The 18,987-nt window shown below is 58.0% G+C and carries 13 protein-coding genes; 10 read left to right on the top strand and 3 right to left on the bottom strand.

Translation table 11 applies throughout. The annotated features are described in order from the left end of the window. Positions 1-5 precede the first annotated feature (5 nt). Entirely contained in the window at positions 6-971 is a 966-nt protein-coding gene (locus HMPREF2999_RS02305; protein WP_070675490.1) for an ABC transporter substrate-binding protein, read from the top strand. Between the two features lie 145 nt (positions 972-1,116). Here HMPREF2999_RS02305 and HMPREF2999_RS02300 read toward each other — a convergent pair whose 3' ends face one another. Further along, the gene (locus tag HMPREF2999_RS02300; RefSeq protein ID WP_070675422.1) at positions 1,117-2,961 is read right to left on the bottom strand and encodes an alpha,alpha-phosphotrehalase; all 1,845 of its coding nucleotides are present in this window, start codon (positions 2,959-2,961) and stop codon (positions 1,117-1,119) included. Positions 2,962-3,376: 415 nt separating this feature from the next. On the opposite strand from HMPREF2999_RS02300, the gene ilvD reads away from it, so the two are divergent. Together ilvD and HMPREF2999_RS02290 are read left to right on the top strand one after the other, a co-directional pair. Beyond that, positions 3,377-5,221 (top strand): dihydroxy-acid dehydratase, encoded by a 1,845-nt coding sequence (gene ilvD, locus HMPREF2999_RS02295; RefSeq protein WP_070675425.1) that lies wholly within the window; start codon positions 3,377-3,379, stop codon positions 5,219-5,221. A gap of 253 nt (positions 5,222-5,474) precedes the next feature. Beyond that, positions 5,475-6,509: a 2-oxoglutarate dehydrogenase gene (locus tag HMPREF2999_RS02290; protein WP_070675431.1), complete on the top strand. Its 1,035-nt coding sequence runs from the start codon at positions 5,475-5,477 to the stop codon at positions 6,507-6,509. Positions 6,510-6,623: 114 nt separating this feature from the next. On the opposite strand, the gene HMPREF2999_RS02285 is transcribed toward HMPREF2999_RS02290, so the two are convergent. Further along, positions 6,624-6,902, bottom strand: coding sequence for a putative quinol monooxygenase (locus HMPREF2999_RS02285; RefSeq protein WP_049338252.1), 279 nt, complete (start codon positions 6,900-6,902; stop codon positions 6,624-6,626). A 270-nt stretch (positions 6,903-7,172) separates the two neighbouring features. Here HMPREF2999_RS02285 and HMPREF2999_RS02280 point away from each other — a divergent pair, with 270 nt between their 5' ends. Together HMPREF2999_RS02280 and HMPREF2999_RS02275 are read left to right on the top strand one after the other, a co-directional pair. Then, positions 7,173-8,369: an RNase H family protein gene (locus tag HMPREF2999_RS02280; RefSeq protein WP_070675434.1), complete on the top strand. Its 1,197-nt coding sequence runs from the start codon at positions 7,173-7,175 to the stop codon at positions 8,367-8,369. A gap of 235 nt (positions 8,370-8,604) precedes the next feature. Next, positions 8,605-9,705 (top strand): YdcF family protein, encoded by a 1,101-nt coding sequence (locus tag HMPREF2999_RS02275; protein ID WP_246823059.1) that lies wholly within the window; start codon positions 8,605-8,607, stop codon positions 9,703-9,705. 115 nt (positions 9,706-9,820) lie between these two features. Here the strand turns inward: HMPREF2999_RS02275 and cls are convergent, their stop codons facing one another. Beyond that, complete coding sequence (gene cls, locus HMPREF2999_RS02270; protein ID WP_070675437.1) at positions 9,821-11,299, bottom strand: cardiolipin synthase; 1,479 nt, start codon at positions 11,297-11,299, stop codon at positions 9,821-9,823. 178 nt (positions 11,300-11,477) lie between these two features. Between cls and HMPREF2999_RS02265 the strand changes: the two genes are divergently transcribed. The 5 genes from HMPREF2999_RS02265 (at position 11,478) to HMPREF2999_RS02245 (ending at position 18,593) form a co-directional block, all read left to right on the top strand. Further along, complete coding sequence (locus tag HMPREF2999_RS02265) at positions 11,478-12,149, top strand: TetR/AcrR family transcriptional regulator (RefSeq protein ID WP_005509236.1); 672 nt, start codon at positions 11,478-11,480, stop codon at positions 12,147-12,149. Positions 12,150-12,253: 104 nt separating this feature from the next. Next, positions 12,254-13,990, top strand: a complete 1,737-nt coding sequence (locus HMPREF2999_RS02260; RefSeq protein WP_070675440.1) for an MDR family MFS transporter — start codon at positions 12,254-12,256, stop codon at positions 13,988-13,990. Between the two features lie 516 nt (positions 13,991-14,506). Then, positions 14,507-15,502 (top strand): ABC transporter permease, encoded by a 996-nt coding sequence (locus HMPREF2999_RS02255; protein ID WP_070675446.1) that lies wholly within the window; start codon positions 14,507-14,509, stop codon positions 15,500-15,502. After that, on the top strand, positions 15,499-16,500 hold the full coding sequence (locus HMPREF2999_RS02250; protein WP_005509239.1) for an ABC transporter permease: 1,002 nt from the start codon (positions 15,499-15,501) through the stop codon (positions 16,498-16,500). Before HMPREF2999_RS02255 ends, HMPREF2999_RS02250 begins: the two co-directional genes overlap by 4 nt. After that, positions 16,500-18,593, top strand: coding sequence for an ABC transporter ATP-binding protein (locus tag HMPREF2999_RS02245; RefSeq protein WP_070629229.1), 2,094 nt, complete (start codon positions 16,500-16,502; stop codon positions 18,591-18,593). The genes HMPREF2999_RS02250 and HMPREF2999_RS02245 overlap by 1 nt, the downstream gene beginning before the upstream one ends. Positions 18,594-18,987: the final 394 nt, after the last annotated feature.

Below are 18,987 nucleotides of genomic sequence, written 5' to 3'. Positions count from 1 at the left end.
ACCCGATGAATCAGACGCATCAAACCTTCACGCGCCGTACCGTATCTCGTCGCACTGCCCTAGCCGCCGCCGGAGCGCTCGGCATGGCGGGTATTCTTAGCGCCTGCGGGCTTAGCGGCGACAAAGTCTTCAGTGGTGAACACGAAGGAATCATCGTCGGCTCAGCGGCCTTCGCCGAATCCCAAATCCTTGCCGAAATCTACGCCGGAGCCCTCTCCCGGGCGGGATTCAACGCCCGCACCCAGCTGAGCATCGGCGCCCGCGAGGCGTACCTGGGGGCACTCGCCTCCGGTGCGGTGGACGTTATCCCGGACTACTCCGGCAACCTGCTGCTCTACCTGGACCCGAAGGCTACAGCTAACACTGCGCAGGAGATTCTGCGGGCGCTACCCGCCGCCCTCGGCACCCTCACCACGGGTGGCTCAGGAGCGGAAATTCGCGCCCTGAACACCTCCGAGGCGGAGGATAAGGACTCGCTCGTCGTCACCGCGCAGACCGCCCAGAAGTACGGCCTGCGAAGCCTTGAGGACCTCGCCTCCCGCTGCACGAATCTGAAGCTCGGCGCCGCCCCGGAGTTTGCCGAGCGCGCCTACGGTATCCCGGGTCTGAAAGAGAAGTACGGATGCGTCCCCGCCGAGTTTGTGCCCCTCTCGGACGGTGGTGGCGCTCTGACCGTCAAGGCCCTGCTGGATGACACCGTGCAGGTGGTTGACCTCTACTCGACCACCCCCGCAATTGAGCAGAATCAGCTGGTGGTGCTGGAGGATCCGAAGAACATGATTCTGGCTCAGCAGGTGCTGCCCATTATCAATACGTCGCGAGTTCCCGACTCCGCGGCGGAGGTTCTGAATCGTGTCTCGGCGAAGCTCACTACCGCTGATTTGCGCACTTTGAATGACCGTGTTTCGGGCACCTCTAAGCAGGAGCCCGCGCAGGCGGCGGCTACCTGGCTGAACGAGCACGGCTTCTAAGATTCTTCCTGATATTCCATATTAATTCCTCTATAGGAATGTCTATAAACAAAACCGACCTGGGAATATTCTAGAAATAGAATATTGCCAGGTCGGTTTATATTGCCCTTATCCCACACATCAGGGGAGGGGCATGCAGTAGCTTTTAGCCCTCAATCAGCAGCGCCAGAACCTCGTAGGGGCGCAGGCTCAGCGTCACCGTCTCAGCCGAATCAGATACAGCAGAATCCGCCACAGCGGAATCGACAGCAGAATTCTTGTAATTACATACCAGCACGCGACCGGAACGAACAAACTCAGCCGGAACCTCAACCTCGGTCGGCTCACCGTAGAAGTTCGTCAGCACCAGCAGGCGCTGCGCCGGGCTACCGTTCTCAGCACTAGCCTCAGCGGGCAGCTCACGCAGGTACGCAAACACCCGCTCGTGATCCAGCGCGTAGGGCGCGTACGAACCCACAGAGATGACCGGGTACTGCTTACGCAGGGCAATCAGGTTGCGGTAGTAGGGCAGAATCACGCCGTCGCGTTCCTCGTCCTCCACCGAAATACCGGCACCGGTCGCCGCATCACGCACCGGGGCAGGAGCCAGCCACGGCGACGTGGAACCAAAACCGGCAGTCGCCGGATCCGCGGTCCACTGCATCGGCACACGCGAATTATCGCGAGCCTTCGACGCCACAATCTCCAGGGCCTGCTGCTCGCTCAGGCTGCGCTCACGCAGCATCGCGTAGGCGTTGTGCGCCTCCACATCCACGTACTGCTCGATCGAGGAGTAGACCGGGTCAATCATGCCGATTTCCTCGCCCTGGTACACGTACGGGGTGCCGCGCAGCAGGTGAATCACGGTCGCCAGCATGGTTGCTGACTCGGCGCGGTAACGCTCAACGTCACCAAAACGGTTCAGTGCGCGCGGCTGATCGTGGTTATTCCAGAACAGTGCGTTCCAGCCGCCGCCGGCCTGCATACCCAGCGCCCAATCGTTCAGGATCTGCTTCAACTCGGCAAAACGGAACGGCACCTTCGACCACTTCTCGCCGTTCTCGTAGTCCACCTTCAGGTGGTGGAAGCTGAACACCATGTCCAGCTCGTGGTGTGCCGGGTTGGAGTAGCCCACGCAGTTTTCGATGCTGGTCGAGGACATTTCGCCCACGGTCACGGTGTCATCATGCTGACCGAAGGAGGCGCGGTTCAGCTGCTGAATGCGGGTGTGCACAATCGGGGTGTCGGTGTATTGTGCCTTGTCCACGGTGCCTTCGGGGGCGTCGAGTAGCTCTTCACCCTTGCCGATGACGTTAATAACGTCGAAACGGAAGCCGCGCACGCCCTTCTCGTACCAGAAGTTCACGACCTTAAACAGCTCGTCGCGCACAGTCGGGTTGTACCAGTTCACGTCTGCCTGGGTGCGGTCGTACAGGTGCATGTAGAACAGGGGAGTGCCGTGCTCATCCGTGTACTCGCCAAAGCGGGACCAGCAGGAGCCGCCGAACTTCGACTCCCAGTTGGTCGGTTCGCGCAGCTGACCGTCCTCGGTGTATTTGCCGGGGCGAATGTAGAAGTAATCCCAGTACTCGCGCTCACCGGCGAACGCACGCTGGAACCACTCGTGCTCGGTCGAAACATGGTTGAGCACCATGTCAAACATAACGCCCACACCGTGCTTGGTGAGGGCAGCAATCATCTCTTCGACGTCCTCCATGGTGCCCAGGTCGGGGTTAATGGCGTAGTAGTCGGAGATGTCGTAGCCGTTGTCGTTCTGCGGGGAGGCGAAGAACGGGTTGAACCACACCATGTCCACGCCCAGGGAGGCAATGTAGGGCACCTTCTCGATGACGCCGCGCAGGTCGCCGTAGGCGCCACCCGCCGAGGAGTAGAAGGACTTGGGGTACACCTGGTAGATGACGGAGGACGCGAAATCCTTGCCGCCTGCCGGGGTGGTTGCCGGGCTGATTGCCGGCGTGAGGGTGAGCGATGCGGTGGGTGCCTGTGTCATGGAAACCTTCTGAAACGTATGCAGGGTTCAGTGTGTATAAAAGCGTGTATAAATCAGTGCGTTGGAAACGAACCGCGCCGGTGCTACGTGTGCTGCTACGTATGCACAGCGAGGCCCGTACGCGGCAGGCACGGCAGCCCGCCGCCTCCCGGTGCGTTCGCCGACTGAATATCGCCGCCCGCAACCTGGGCTCATTCCAGATTAGGGGGCATAATGGGGTGATGTCCCCCATCTACCCCAAAGGGGGCAATTCTGCCGCAGATCCGGCACAACCCCCGTGGCCTCAACCCTCCCACCGATAGGCGGTTGCAGGCTCGTGCGCGTTTCGATGCATGAAACCAAAGTGACCCTGAGCTGAAGAGCGTTGGACGCCGCGCGTAAAATCAGTACTTGCATCACTACGGAAGGTAAAACAATGCCAGAACTGCGTTCACGTACTTCAACTCACGGCCGTAACATGGCTGGTGCCCGCGCCCTGTGGCGTGCCACAGGCATGGGCGATGACGACTTCGGCAAGCCCATTATTGCTATCGCGAACTCCTTCACCCAGTTCGTGCCCGGCCACGTGCACCTGAAGGACATGGGTGAGCTGGTCGCCGGCGCGATTCGTGAGGCTGGCGGCGTCGCCAAGGAATTTAACACCATCGCTGTTGATGACGGTATCGCGATGGGTCACGACGGTATGCTCTACTCGCTGCCTTCCCGCGATCTGATTGCTGACTCGGTCGAGTACATGGTCAACGCGCACCGTGCCGACGCGCTGGTCTGCATCTCTAACTGTGACAAGATCACCCCCGGTATGCTTCTGGCGGCTATGCGCCTGAACATCCCCACCATCTTTGTCTCTGGCGGCCCCATGGAGTCCGGCGAGGGTATTGAGGGTATTGTTGAGCACCGCCTCGACCTCATTGATGCCATGGTGATGGCTGTTGACGATAGCGTCAGTGACGCTGCGCTCGCTCAGGTTGAGAAGAATGCCTGCCCGACCTGCGGTTCGTGCGCGGGTATGTTCACCGCGAACTCCATGAACTGCCTGAACGAGGCGATTGGTCTGGCGCTGCCCGGTAACGGCACCACCCTGGCTACCCAGGTGGCTCGTAAGGAGCTGTTCCTGGATGCCGGCCGCCGCATCGTTGAGCTGGCTAAGCGCTACTACGAGCAGGATGATGAGTCGGTTCTGCCCCGCTCCATTGCGACCAAGGAGGCGTTCGAGAACGCTATGGCGCTGGATGTGGCAATGGGTGGTTCGACCAACACTGTGCTGCACACCCTGGCGATTGCTCACGAGGCGGGCGCTGACTTCACCCTGAAGGATATTGACCGTATTTCGCGTCAGGTTCCCTGCCTGGCGAAGGTTGCCCCGAACTCCACTAAGTACCACATTGAGCACGTGCACCGTGCCGGCGGTATTCCCGCCCTGCTGGGTGAGCTGAACCGTGCCGGCTTGCTGCACAAGAACGTTCATTCTGTTCACGCTGATTCGTTGGACGAGTGGCTGGACGAGTGGGATATCCGCAGCGGCAAGGCGAGCGAGAAGGCGAAGGAACTGTTCCTCGCGGCTCCCGGCGGCGTGCGCACCACTCAGGCGTTCTCCACCGCGAACAAGTACGAGTCCCACGAGACTGACGCTGAGAACGGCTGCATCCGCGCCGTGGAGCACGCGTACACCAAGGACGGCGGCCTGGCGGTCCTGTACGGCAACATTGCCCAGAATGGCGCGATCATCAAGTCTGCTGGTATTGATGAGGAGCTGTTCCACTTCAAGGGTCGCGCCTTCGTGGTTGAGTCGCAGGACGAGGCTGTGTACGAGATCCTGTCGAAGAACGTGAAGGAAGGCGACGTTGTCGTCATCCAGTACGAGGGTCCGAAGGGTGGCCCCGGCATGCAGGAGATGCTGTACCCGACCTCCTACCTGAAGGGTCTGGGCCTCGGCAAGAAGTGCGCGCTGATCACTGACGGTCGTTTCTCCGGTGGTACCTCCGGTATTTCTATCGGTCACGTCTCCCCGGAGGCGGCTGCTGGCGGCGCAATCGGCCTGGTGCAGACCGGCGACGAGATTGAGATTGACGTGAACAACCGCATCCTGCGTGTAAACGTTTCGGATGAGGAGCTGGCTGCTCGCCGCGAGGCGAAGGGTGCCGCACCGTGGCGTCCGACCAAGCCGCGTGAGCGTCAGGTATCGAACGCCCTGAAGGTGTACGGTATGTTGGCTGCTTCGGCTGATAAGGGCGGCGTACGCATCCTGCCCGAGGACGCATAAGCCCCTCACGTATCCTGTGAGAATTTAATATCTTGCCCTGATGGGCTGGCGCCCCGTTCCGCGGTTTTTCTGCGGGCGGGGCGCTGCTCTTTGTTCGCGTCTTTGTCTACCGTCGTGGGATACCCGGTGCGGCGTATTGCCTTGTCAGTGGTGTTGCAGTAGGGTGTAAGAAGGTATTTTAGGTACCCGATTCACCGACTCAGCACAACCACTCAAACACAACGCAATTCGCAACCCTCACGAGGACGTATTCATGATTACCCTGCCCGCACGCGCACAGCGTGCCTTTACTTGCCGTGCCCTGGCGGCTCTTGCCTGCATCGGTGCGCTCGCTTTGAGTTCTTGCTCTGCCCAGCCGCAGGCTAATGATTCTGAAACCGCCCCGATGAAGGTGGCGACTTCTTCCGCGCCCGTTAACGCAAAAACCCTGTTCACCGCGGCGGATGGCTCCTGGAAGCCGAATACTGTGCAGATCTCTGCCGGCCTGGACGCGCCGGCAATTTTTGATGCTGTAGCAACCCCGACCGATGAGCCGAGCACCGACGCCGAGTATGAGGCGGCATACGCCTCCTCGAGTGGTTCCGCGAACACTATCGATCCTGGTACTCGCTGTGGCGTGACGAGCCTGCTGGGTGGTTCCGCCGGTATTTACGTGTATGACGGTTCGGATTGTGCGAAGGCTCAGGAGGCGGTGCGTCTGTTCAACAGCCGCAAGAACCAGGACGGTTCGGCGAGTGTTGAGTGGTATCAGTGCGCCACGAAGGTGCAGGGCCGCGACTACATTACGGGTGCCTGCTTCACGCAGGGCGGTAGCGTTGAGAAGCCTCGCCTGGCGTTGATTCCGGCGCAGACCCGCATGCTCTCGGGTACGCTGACTTTCGCTGAAGCCTATGGTGGCGGCACTTTCGGTCAGGGCGATTCGGTGAAGACTGTTGAGGCGCTGCGTTTCACCAGCCCGGACTCTAAGGTTGCGTGCTCGGTGACCCCGTCGGGCGTGGATTGCCAGGCGCTGGTGGGCGTGACCCTGGAGGGGTGGGATGCCGCCTCCGGTAAGGCGCAGCAGCGCGTGCACATGGGGCAGGGCCAGGCTCCTGCGGTGAGCCTGGTCGGTCAGACCGCCACCCCGGAGCCGGTGAATACCGAGGGTATTACTGCACTGCCGACCGGTCAGGTGGTGACCGCGTATGGTTACACCTGCAAGTCGGTGAATACCGGTAAGGTGCATTGCGTGAGCGCGACGAACGGTTTCACGCTTGATTCGGTGGAGGTCGGTTTGGAACGCCGCTAGACCGAGCATAAAGGCGCGCCGCGAGTAGCTGCGCTCGTCTCCAAGGGTGATATACGAAGGTGCCCGGCGCCCCTCACAGAGGGGGTGCCGGGCACCTTCGGTATTTAACGTCGCTTAGCGGAAGTTGACGATGCGAACGTCCAGCTCGGAGGAGAGCAGCGGCTCCCATGCGGCAACAGCCTTCTGGAAGTGCTCGGCGCCCATGTGCTTTTCGAGTAGTTCCTGGGATTCCCATCGCTCGATGAATGCGAAGTCGGTGTCGGAGACGGCACCGAAGTCGTAGCTGACGTTGCCTTCGTCCTGGCGGCTTGCGGTCACGAGCGGTTCGATGGTCTTGAGGAATTCTTCGACGTGCTCGGGCTTGACGGATACTCCGGCGTAAACACCAATCATGGGGCTCTCCTTATGGGGTGGGCGGCGTGAGGCCGCGTTGTATATGACTCTTTTACCGTACACCTTCACCCCCGGTTCGGGGAGGCAATGGTCGTGGTTTTCTTGCGCTGTGGCGGCGGGTGAGAGGATTTTCGGCTGGCCCATTCGCTAACTGTAAAAAAGGTGTTTTATATTTGCGTGCCCCTTTCTTTTCGACCTATAAAAGAATGAGGACGATACACCGCATGAATGGAAGGAGAAGCGGTATGGCACGCATGGGGGGTGACACTCATGGGATTTTCACCGGCGCACATCAAACGATGCACCCTGACCTGGGAGGCGCCCGACTATAGCGCCTCGTACCCTGCCGGGTACACGGATCAGGGCGTTGCTGTGATTGCGGTGGCTCAGGAGCATCGTAAGGCGCAGGGTTTTTGTTATTCGGCGTTGTCGACGGTGGTTTTTATTTCTAAGCAGGACGGCACCCGCACCGTGGTGAATGAGGAGCCGATGCTTTTCACTCACGTTCATTCCCTCATGGAATGCTGTGATGAGGTGCATCCGCGTCTGCTGGGTCGTGCCGTGCTTTCTGCGTGGGATGTGGTTCCTGAGCAGTACCGTCAGAACCTGGTGACGATTGCTGCGGACCGTAAGAATCTGAAGCAGCTTTTCCGTGATTGCGACCAGTTGAAGGGGATTATGGAGTACCGCGCCTTTGAGAAGGTGCTGGACCCGTACGATAACCATTCTTTGGGGGAAGTGCATGTGAAGCTTGCTGGCACGCCCGCGTATGAGCGGATGCAGGCTGAGGTGTGTGCGGCGCGTACCGCCGTGGATGAGATGGTGGAGGAGGCACTGACTCCTCGTCCGCTGGATCAGCTGCAGGACTATAGCGTTTTCACGGATTGTTCGTTCCGTTCGACTCACAATAAGAAGTATCAGCGTGGCGGCCGTATGGGCATCGCCGGCGTGAGTGAGGACGGCTTCTATTTTCATGCCCACTATGATGGCGTGAACATTATGACCGGTGAGCTGTCTGCGATGTTGGCGGCTTATACAGTGTTCCATAGCGGTTCGCGCCGCCTGATTATTCATACGGATTCTTTGGGTGCGTTGACGTTTGTGTTGCGTTTGGCGCATAGCCGTTGGGCTTTTGAGGCGTGGGTTTCTGAGGGTATTCAGGATGAGCGCGTGGTGGCTCAGATGCGTGCTTTGACGGAGGCTATCCGCGAGAAGCGTGTGCTGGTGAAGCATGTTCCGGGCCATACGGGCCACGGTTTGCAGGAGAGTAGCGACTCTGTGTCGAAGATGCATCGCCATTTTCCGGGGCAGATTGTGGATAAGCGTCATCAGAGCGAGTTTAATCAGCGTTGCGAGTCGATTATTACTGCTTTGTCGGGTTGTGCGAAGGCTGTTCGCCTGCTTGCGCCGGAGTGGTTGCAGATTAAACCTTCTTCAATCCACACGGGAAACCGTTTATGGCGCTAAACTAGTCCAGGGTAGAAATGAACGCGCGATACATTCGCCGCATACGAAGGTATGCGATGTCGGAGGTGTCGCGTGTTTCTTTTTGCCCTTTTCTGTGTGTGTGCTTGTTCTGTGTGTGCTTGTGTGCGGTGGGTCTGCAGCGATAGATGCACAGTGGCGGGGATAGAATTGTGTGAAGAATTTTTCGATTCTCCCGATTTTTAGCGGGTGCAAACTATTTTTGAGGACCCAATTTATGCAGTTTCTCCCTCCTCCTGATTCTCCTCTATATATTCCGCTGGTGGTGCTGTATGCGCTGACGGCGCTTTCGCTGGTGCTCTTTATCTGCCTCTACCTGTGGGAACGCCGTAGCGTGTTTGTCGGCTGGCTTCTGATTGCGACCGTGGGGTTGCTGGGTACGAGCCTGGGTGTAACGGCGATTGTGGCAGAGAACCAGATTTTGCTGGTGTTGGCGTTCTTCATTGTTATCGTTCCGGCGATCCTTTCGATTTTTACGCCTTTGGGTTTGACCGGTCTTTTCCTTTATAGCGGTGTGCGTCTTATTGTTCGTGAGGGTTTTTCGCTCACTAATTCTTTGGCATTAGCTGCCGGTATTGCCCTTATTGTGGGTCCGTTCTTTGTTCCCGGTCCGGCGGAGAACACTCCGTTGGGCGGCGTGTGGGGCACTATTTATTTCTATTTTTCGCTGGTGCTGACCTATTTCACCATCTACGCGGTGGGCTTTACTGTGTCGGCAGTGTTGAACCTGGTGAATTTCCGTCAGCAGGCTGACTATGTGGTGGTGCTCGGTTCGGGTCTCATTGGTGACCAGGTGACTCCGCTGCTGGCGGGTCGTATCGATCGAGGCATTGAAATTTACCGTAAGAACCCCGGCTCGAAGCTGATTATGTCTGGCGGTCAGGGCGCGGATGAAGAGGTTCCTGAGGGTGTGGCGATGACTCGCTACGCTGTATCCCGTGGTATTCCCGAGGCGGACATTATTGTGGAGGACCGCGCGGTGAACACCCGCGAGAATCTGCTCTTCTCTTACGCCCTGATGCCGGAGGTTGCCGAGGGCAAAACCCCGAAAGTTACTGTGGCAACAACCAGCTACCACCTGTTCCGTGCGTTGCTGCTGGCGCGTTCACTGGGCCTGAAATGCTGGGGCGCGGGGGCTCGTACGAAGGTGTATTTTGCGGTGAATGCTTTTATCCGTGAGTTTATTGGGTATTTGAGCATGACGCGCCGCCGCCACATCATCACCTTGAGCCTGTGCACGGTCCTCTACATTGCGGTGGCGCTCTTCGTGTGGTGGATGCATTCTGCCAGTTTGGTGGGCCCGGGCGAACCGATGTAGCCCCTGGTCTGCTCTAATACGTATCCGTGCTCTAGCTTGTGGCCTGGCGCATCCTGCGATAGCGCCTCATACAATAAAACTGCCCACCCGGGGTTATCCGGGTGGGCAGTTTTATTTAGAGGAGCGATGACCACAGACGGCAGAGGTTCTCCGCCATCTTGATGCGGCGCGGGCGCTCCGCCCACTGGGTGTACAGCAGCTCGGTGCAGACCTGCTCGTATTCGGCGCATACTTCATCCAGCATCGCCACCATTTTGCGGTCAATGACGAACGTTGACACTTCCATGTTCAGCGAGAAGGAACGCGGGTCCATATTGGACGAGCCAATGAACGCGATTTCGTCGTCGACCATCATGAACTTGGAGTGCAGCACGGTCGGGCTGGGGTACTGCAGAATACGCACACCCGCCTGCAACAGCTGCTCGTAGTAGGAGCGCTGCGCCATGTTCGGCAGGAACTGGTCGCCCTTCTCGCACACAATCACGGTGGTTTCAATACCGGAGTATGCGGCGTTCGTGAGTGCCTGCAGTAGGGTCTCTTCGGGTACGAAGTAGGGCGAGCAGATGGTGATACGCCGCTCGGCATTGTAGATCAAGTAGTTAATGAGGCGCAGGTTATTTTCGGTTTCAAAACCGGGCCCGGAGGGAACAACCTGGGCGCGCATCCCATCCTCGTAGTAGGGGATGTTGGTGTTAATTTCTGCCAGGATCAGCTGGTTCGTCTCGGAGTACCAGTCGGAGACGAAAACGGCGTTGAGCTCTTCAACGATGGGGCCGGTGCAGGAGAAAGTCAGGTCCTTCCATTCCAGACCCTTCTTAATGTTTTCGGGTAGATCGTAGGAGCGGTGAATAGCGTTCTGCGAACCGGAGAACGCGACGCGGCCGTCCACGACGAGGACCTTGCGGTGGTTACGCAGGTCGGGGCGCTGCCACTTGAGCTTCCACGGTTTGAGCGGTAGCATGAGGCGCCACTGCATACCCGAGTCGTTGAGCATTTTCACGAGCTTCTTATAGGACGGGTATTTGCGGGAGCCGATGTGGTCGATGAGTACGCGCACCTGTACACCGCGTTTGTGGGCGGCGAAGAGGGCGTCCCAGAGGACTGCGCTCGCCTCGTCGTAGGCGGTGATGTAGAACTCGAAGTGCACGTATTTGGTGGCGCGGTCGACTTCTTCCGCCATGGCGACCATCGCGTCGTGGTTGTCGGTGTGGAGGGTGAATTGGTTGCCGCCGACCAGGGGGAGCGAGCCGAGGGTGTAGTTGAGTTGGCTGGCTACCTTTGCCGGGTCGGAGAGGTCATCGGTGCGGGTGAGGAAGGGTTTGTTTTCGCTGACATCGCGGATCATGTCGTTCATGGCGTGTTGACGTGCGCGACGGTAGGCGGGCAGGCGCGAGGAGCCGAAGACGAGGAATGCGATGAACCCTACGAAGGGGATGAAGAAGATTGCCATGAGCCAGCCCAGTGCAACCACGGGTTTGCGGTTGTAGGGGAGCCAAAAGAGGGCTGCGAGTCGGATGAGGATATCGGCGATGCCGAGCGCGAGGCGCAGCCAGTCGGGCAGGAAGTCGAGGTAGGTGGGGGCAAACAAGTTCACCTGTCTATTATGCCGGTATTTCGTGTGGGACTGGGGGGGGGAGTGTGTTTGCTGCTTCGTATGTGATGTGTCGGTATTGTGTGCTGGCGGTGGGGGTGGAGCTTAGCCGGCTATGCTGTGAGCCTTAACGCTAAAAATGCACTTGAGCATTGTGTGCAGTGGTGAAATAATTGCAGTTATGCAGAAAAAGGAACAGAGCCTTCGCGAACGCCGCCGCGAACAAACCTGGACGGCAATCCACGAAGCAGCCCTCAAACGCGTCCGCGACCACGGGATGCGCGGAACCACCGTTGAAGAAATCGCCCAGGAGGCGGGCGTCTCCCCGCGTACCTTCTTCAACTACTTCCCCTCCAAAGAGGACGCCGTCCTGGGTCTGCGTGAACCGGTGGTCAGCGAGGAAATCCTCGAAACAGACCGCGCCCACGAGGACGACAACACAATCATTCGTGTGACCCACCTTCTCTGGGAGGTCATTTTCCAGAGCTTCCACTACGCCAATGGCAAGGACCCCCGAGCTCCCTTTCAGGAGTTCCCCGAGTCCGCGAAACGAATGAAAATGCACTACATGAAGTGCGAACAGGTGCTCACCGAGTACCTGAACACTATTGACTGGGTGGCTTTTGATGCTGCCGGTCGCCGCGGCCCTTTCCCGCGCCGGACCCCCGCTGATCCGCTGACCGATCACTTCCGGGAGCGATCACGCGCAAAGGTCCAGCTTGCCTCCGCGGTGCTTCGTCAGCTGGAGTTCGCCCGCGACCTGGAAGATAAAGAGGATATTGCCCGCCATATCCGCCAGACGGTGAAGACCTTCCAGTTCCTGCTTTTTGAGCAGAACCGACCGGCAATCTAGCGGCGGTTCACTGCTACAAACTACAAAAGCCCGCCGGAAACCGAATCCAGAGCCCGGCGGACACTCACAACAGACATATATAGAACGTAACTAAGGATTAAACGATGAGTACAGAGGAAAAGAATCTACCTCAGCCGCCAGCCGGTGAGGCTAAGCAGGAAAGTAAAAACCGCATCCGCGCCATGTTCCTGGGCCTGGTCATTGTGATGCTCATGTCCTCGCTGAACCAGACGATTCTGGCGCCGTCGCTGCCCACGATCGTTGGTGAGCTTCATGGCGTGGAGCACATGAGCTGGGTGATTACCATTTTCATCCTGCTTTCGACGATTACGATGCCGGTCTACGGCAAGCTTTCTGACCAGTTCGGACGCAAGCCCTTCCTGATTTTTGCGATTGTTGCTTTCATGGCGGGTTCGATTGTTGGCGCGCTCGCTCAGGACATGAATTGGCTGATTTTTGCTCGTGCCCTGCAGGGTCTGGGCGGCGGCGGTCTGATGATTCTGTCTCAGGCGGTGATTGCTGACGTGATCCCTCCCCGCGACCGCGGCCGCTACATGGGTATTATCGGTGGCGTTTTTGCTTTCTCGTCGGTGGCTGGTCCGCTGATTGGCGGCTGGATTACTGAGGGTCCGGGTTGGCGTTGGGCGTTCTGGCTGAATCTGCCGTTGGCTATTCTGTCGATTCTTGCGGTAATTTTCTTGCTGCCGCACCGCCCGTTCCGTGACCGTGAGAAGCACAGCATCGACTACCTTGGCTCGCTGATTCTGATGGCGGGTACGAGTGCGCTGGTGCTTGCTACGATTTGGGGTGGCAACCAGTACGAGTGGACCTCGCCCGAGATTATTGGTCTGCTGGTCTTCTCTGTGGTTGCTGCGCTGGTGTTTATCCCGGTGGAGAACCGTGCGGCTGAGCCGGTTATGCCCATGTACCTGTTCAAGAACCGTAACTTCCTGCTGACTCTGGGCGCTTCGCTGGCGCTGGGTGTGGCAATGTTCGGTGCAGTGGAGTACATCCCGACTTATCTGCAGATGGCGCTGGGTGTGAGCGCTACGGTGGCTGGTCTGCTGATGATCCCGATGATGGGTGTCATGCTGGTGGTGTCCATTGTGACGGGCCGCGTGGTATCGAAGAGCGGTCGCTACAAGCGTTACGTGACGAGCGGTACCGCGATTGTGGCGCTGGGCCTGTTCCTGCTGTCGACCGTGACTATTGAGACTCCGACCTGGCTGTTCTGTGTGTACCTTGCGGTGATGGGTGCCGGTCTGGGTATGTCGATGCAGTTCTTGACTCTGATTGTTCAGAATGCGTTCCCGGTGAGCGTGGTTGGTACCGCGACGGCGTCGAATAACTTCTTCCGTCAGGTGGGTGCTACTGTGGGTGCCTCGCTGGTGGGTGGTCTGTTTACCTCGCGTCTGACCTCGCTGATTTCTGAGCGTATGCCGCAGCAGGCGCTGCAGTCTTCGGGTAGCCATGCGTCTTCGTCTCTGACTCCTGAGCTTGTGGCGTCTTTGCCGGAGCCGGTGCACGGCATCATTGTGAATGCGTATAACGATGCGCTGATTCCGCTGTTCCTGTACCTGGTGCCGTTGGGTCTGGTGTCTACGCTGCTTCTGCTCTTCATTCGTGAGGACGCGCTGGCGACGACCCTGGAGACTGAGCCTGCTGTTGATATTGCTCGTGCGGCGACCGGTGCAATTCCGGTGATTACTCCGGAGATGGCTGCTAAGGACGCGCAGGCTTTGAAGAGCATGCACGGCTCTGCTCGTGCTCGTATTGCCGAGTCGTTGAGCTCGGAGGCTTCGCCGGATTCGCCGGATTCGGAGCCTAACGCTAAGAGCTAGGGTCTTAGCACTAGATGCGGAGGCGTTGCCTTCCTATATAAGTGGCGCCCCGGTGCGAGTCGTGTGCTCGTGCCGGGGCGCTGTTTTTGGCTGAGTTGCCTTAAATAGCGCGCTTAAGAGGTGTGCCTTAGTGCTTGGTTTAGGGGTTTGAAGTGTTGGTTTAGTTCCTTAAATAGTGGGTTTACGTGGTGTTTTGCCCCGTTAAAACGCTTATCGAAAAGGTTATTACGTCCCTATGTCGAGAGAATTGTTTCCGATGTAAAATTTTCGTAAAAATTGTTAATCCGCCCCTTTTCCCCGGTATTCCGGGGCATTTTTTTACCCAGCTCCCTTTTAGCTTGCATACAGGCTGTTCTAAGGGGTGAAAGTGCCCAATGTGGGTTTGGTGGAAGTGTTACAGGCTATATAAGATAAAGTACATATGCTCCTAGTGACAGTCATCACGAAGCAGTGCGCTAGGACAGCATGACACACATGCCTTAATACCGACATCTACACAAGGAGGGGAACCGTCCCATGTTTAGGTACATCCTCCAGCGATCGCTGACGTACCTCGTCATGGTCTTTATTACGACCACGATGGGTTACTTTGCTGCGGTTACTGCCCTGAAGCCTGCCCTCTTGGAGCAGGAAAAGGTTCCGAAGCCTAGCCCCGAGCAGGTGAACCGTAACTTCGCGTCCCTGGGTCTCGATCCCGAAATGAACCCCTGGGACCGCTACGTTCAGTGGCTGACCAATGTGGTCACCAAGTTCGATTGGGGCCGTAGCCCCAACGGCGCGTACATTAACCAGGAATTTGGCCAGCGCGTGTGGGTTTCTACCCGCCTGCTGCTGGTGGCTACCATTCTCTCGATTGTGATTGGTATTGCCCTGGGTGTGTACTCGGCAGCTCGCCAGTACAAGTTCTCTGACCGTGTTATCACCGGTTACTCCTACCTGGTCTACATCATCCCCGCTCCCGTTGCTTACTTCGTGGTGCAGCAGGGCGCGACCACTATCAACAACATCGCCGTTGCTAATGGTGGAGAGAAGATTTTCTTCGTGACCGGTATTTCGACTCCGGGTCTGACCGGATTCTGGGAAATCACCATCGATATGGCGGCGCACTACATCGTGCCGACTTTCTGTATGACCATCTTCGGTTGGGCTGGTTACCAGATTGCACAGCGTCAGTACCTGCTCGATAACGTGAACGCTGACTTCGTGCGTACCGCTCGTGCTAAGGGTCTGACCCGCAACCAGGCGATTACTCGCCACGCACTGCGCGTCTCCTTCATCCCCGTGGCACAGTCCATCGCGTACCAGATTCCGATGATTTTTGCGGGTGCATTCTTCGCCGAGACCGTCTTTGCATGGCCCGGTATCGGTAAGTGGTCGATTGACTCCATTTCCTCGCAGGACGTGAACGCTGCGACCGTGACCCTCGCGTACGGTTCTGCACTGTTCGCTGTCGGTGCGATCATCGCTGATATCGCTACCACCATCGTCGACCCCCGAGTGAGGATCTCATGAGCCAGGTAACTGCAACTTCCTCCGTACCGGTGGTACAGGAGAACGGTGACTTCAAGGTCATCAACAAGAGCGTTATTATTCTGCGCCGCTTCCTGCGTAACAAGGCTGCAGTCTTCGGCCTGTCCGTGTTCATCGGCATGGGTCTGTTCGGCCTGTTCGGTAAGTACCTGACCAAGTACAAGCCCAACGACATTGACTACATGGCGCTGGGTGAAGGTCCCTCGGCTGACCACTGGTTCGGTACCACCATCGCGGGTAACGACGTGTTCGCCATGATGGTCGAGGCCGTCTGGACCTCTCTCGAAATTGGTGTGATCGTTGGTTTCGTCACCGTGTTCATCTCCGCAGTCTACGGCTGTGTGATGGCGTACTTCGGTGGCTGGATTGACAAGATCATGCTGTTCATCCTCGAGACTCTGATTATGGTGCCCTCGCTGCTGATTCTGGCTATTCTGATCAACGGTCAGGTTGGTAAGCAGATTCAGAAGAGCGTCCCCACCTGGATTCTGCTCTCTGCAGTGCTGATTACCTTCGGCTGGATGGGTAGCGCCCGTGTTATTCGTGCAATGGCACAGTCCCTCATCAACCGCGACTTCGTGAAGGCTGCACGCTACATGGGTGTGCACCCCTTCAAGATTGTGATGCGCCACCTGGTTCCGAACATCGGCTCCCTGCTGGTTCTGAACTTCACCAGCGGCATCATGAGCGCTGTGCTCTCTGAGGTTGCCTACTCCTTCATCGGCATCGGTATTAAGTACCCCAACTACTCGCTGGGTTCGCTGATTTCGGATGCTTCGCAGCAGATTAACACCCTGCCCCACATGTTCTGGTTCCCGGTTCTGTTCTTCTTCCTGCTGGTTGGTCCGCTGGCCCTCATGAACGACGGTCTGCGTGACGCATTCGACCCGACCTCCATGTCTGTCGGTAAGATCAAGAAGTCCAAGAAGAACGAGAAGGCAGAGGCACCTGCTGCCGCTGCAAAGGAGGCGAAGAACTAATGAGTACCTCTCCCGTTCTGAGCGTTAAGGACCTCAACGTCCGCTTCAACACTGAGAATGGCATCGTGCATGCTGTTCGCGGTGTGAACTTTGACCTGTACCCCGGTAAGACCCTGGGTATCGTGGGTGAATCCGGTTCCGGTAAGTCCGTTGCCTCCATGGCGATTATGGGCCTGCACCCGACTACCGCTGACATCACCGGCTCGGTCAAGTACAACGGCACCGAGCTGCTGGGCTTGAGCGATAAGGAAATGTGCGCATACCGCGGCAAGGAGATCTCTATGATCTTCCAGGATCCGCTGTCCTCCCTGACCCCCGTGTACACCATTGGTGATCAGATTGCTGAGGTGCTCAAGGTCCACAACAAGGGCATGAGCAAGCAGGCTATCAAGGACCGTTCCATCGAACTGATGCGTATGGTGGGTATTCCCTCGCCGGCTGACCGCCTGCGTTCCTTCCCGCACGAGTTCTCCGGTGGTATGCGTCAGCGCATCATGATCGCTATGGCGATTGCGAACGACCCCCGCGTGCTCATCGCCGATGAGCCCACCACCGCACTGGATGTGACCATTCAGGCGCAGGTGCTGGAGGTTATGCAGAAGGCTCAGGATGAGACCGGCGCAGCGACCATCATGATTACCCACGACCTGGGTGTTGTGGCTGGTATGGCTGACGACATTCTGGTGATGTACGCCGGTAAGCCGGTGGAGATTGCGAAGGCAGAAGACCTGTACAAGCATCCCTCCCACCCGTACACCATCGGTCTGCTGGGTGCGGTCCCGCGTGTGGACCGTTCCGAGAAGGTCTCCCTGGTTCCGATTGAGGGTACCCCTCCGAACCTGATTAACCCGGTGACCGCGTGCTCCTTCCGCCCGCGTTGCCCCATCGCTAAGAGCGGTGGCCAGTGCTGCCAGGACTCCAACGGCGAGCCCGATCTGCAGCTGCTGGAAGGCGTTGGCGAGGGCCACTACTCCTCCTGCACCATCTCTCAGGAGCTGGTCGGTAAGACCGCTGACGAGCTGTACCCGGTTCCGGAGCCCCCGGTATCGAAGTACGACGGTATTCCGCGTGAGGAGCGTGCCCCCGTCCTGGAGGTCCGCAACGTCAAGAAGCACTTCCCGCTCATGAAGGGTGCGCTGATTAAGCGCCGCGTGGGCACTGTGAAGGCTGTGAACGGCCTGTCCTTCGATATTCGTGAGGGCGAGTGCTTCTCCATCGTGGGTGAGTCCGGTTGTGGTAAGACCACCACCCTGCTGGAAATCATGGAGTTCAACAAGAACACCGACGGTGAGATTCTGATCAACGGAACCTCCACCAAGGACGGCAAGTCCGCGGGTGAGATTCTTGAGCTGCGTAAGAACCAGCAGATGGTGTTCCAGGACCCCACCGGTGCTTTGGATCCGCGCTTCACCGTTTACGAGGTGCTTGCTGAGCCGCTGGAAAACCAGGGCATGAACAAGGCAGACATCAAGAAGCGTGTTATCGAGCTGATGCACATTGTGGGTCTGCAGCCTGACCACGTGAACCGCTTCCCGAACCAGTTCTCTGGTGGTCAGCGTCAGCGTATCGGTATTGCTCGTGCGCTTGCCGTGAACCCCAAGCTCGTGGTTCTGGATGAGCCGGTGTCCGCACTGGACGTGTCCGTCCAGGCTGGCGTGATCAACCTGCTGGAGGAGCTGCGTGCAAACCTGGGCCTGAGCTACCTGATGGTTGCTCACGACCTCGCGGTGATTCGCCACGCATCCGACCGCGTTGCAGTGATGTACCTGGGTCGTATTGTTGAGATTGGTGACGTCGACCAGGTGTTCGACAACCCGATCCACCCGTACACCCGTGCACTGCTCTCGGCGATTCCGGTTCCGGATCCCGAGGTTGAGGCAAAGCGTCACCGCATTATGCTTGAGGGCGACCTGCCCACTCCGGTGAACGCGCCTAAGGGCTGTGGCTTCTCGAGCCGTTGCCCGGTCTTCAAGCTGCTGCCTGAGGACAAGAAGCGTCGTTGCCTGGAGGAGATGCCGGAACTGACCCACGTTGAGGGTGAGGATCACGGTTATGCTTGCTACTACCCTGAGGCTGAGGCCGCTACGGTGTAGCTCTAGAGTCGGCTGAATAAGTCGCATGTGTGCCGAGGGGCGAATATTCGTTGAATATTCGCCCCTCGGGTTTTTAATGCCCGGTACTGGTGAGGCGCGTGCAGCTTGAGATTGTCACCTGGTGAGACGGCGGGAACCTCAGAATGTGGCGCTTGGCACTGAAACCAGCAAGAAAACAGGAAAAACTGCACTGACTAGGCGTAACCTTTCTCACCATTCAAGATATGAATATTTATAGGCGAGCTTCTATACCGCAGGTAAGCCATAATTAAGCCTGTGGGTGCGCCGCTAGGGGCGTACCTCAAGGAACACATTCATAGACCGGCACTAATTCACCGCTCACCGCAGCCTATTGCGGCGCATGAGCAGGGAACCCTTGACGCTTTCCTGCAGG

This window comes from Rothia sp. HMSC066H02, assembly GCF_001814995.1.
GTDB lineage: Bacteria > Actinomycetota > Actinomycetes > Actinomycetales > Micrococcaceae > Rothia > Rothia mucilaginosa.
The sequence above is the reverse complement of the archived record's forward strand: the minus strand, read 5'-3'. Positions and strand labels throughout refer to the sequence as shown.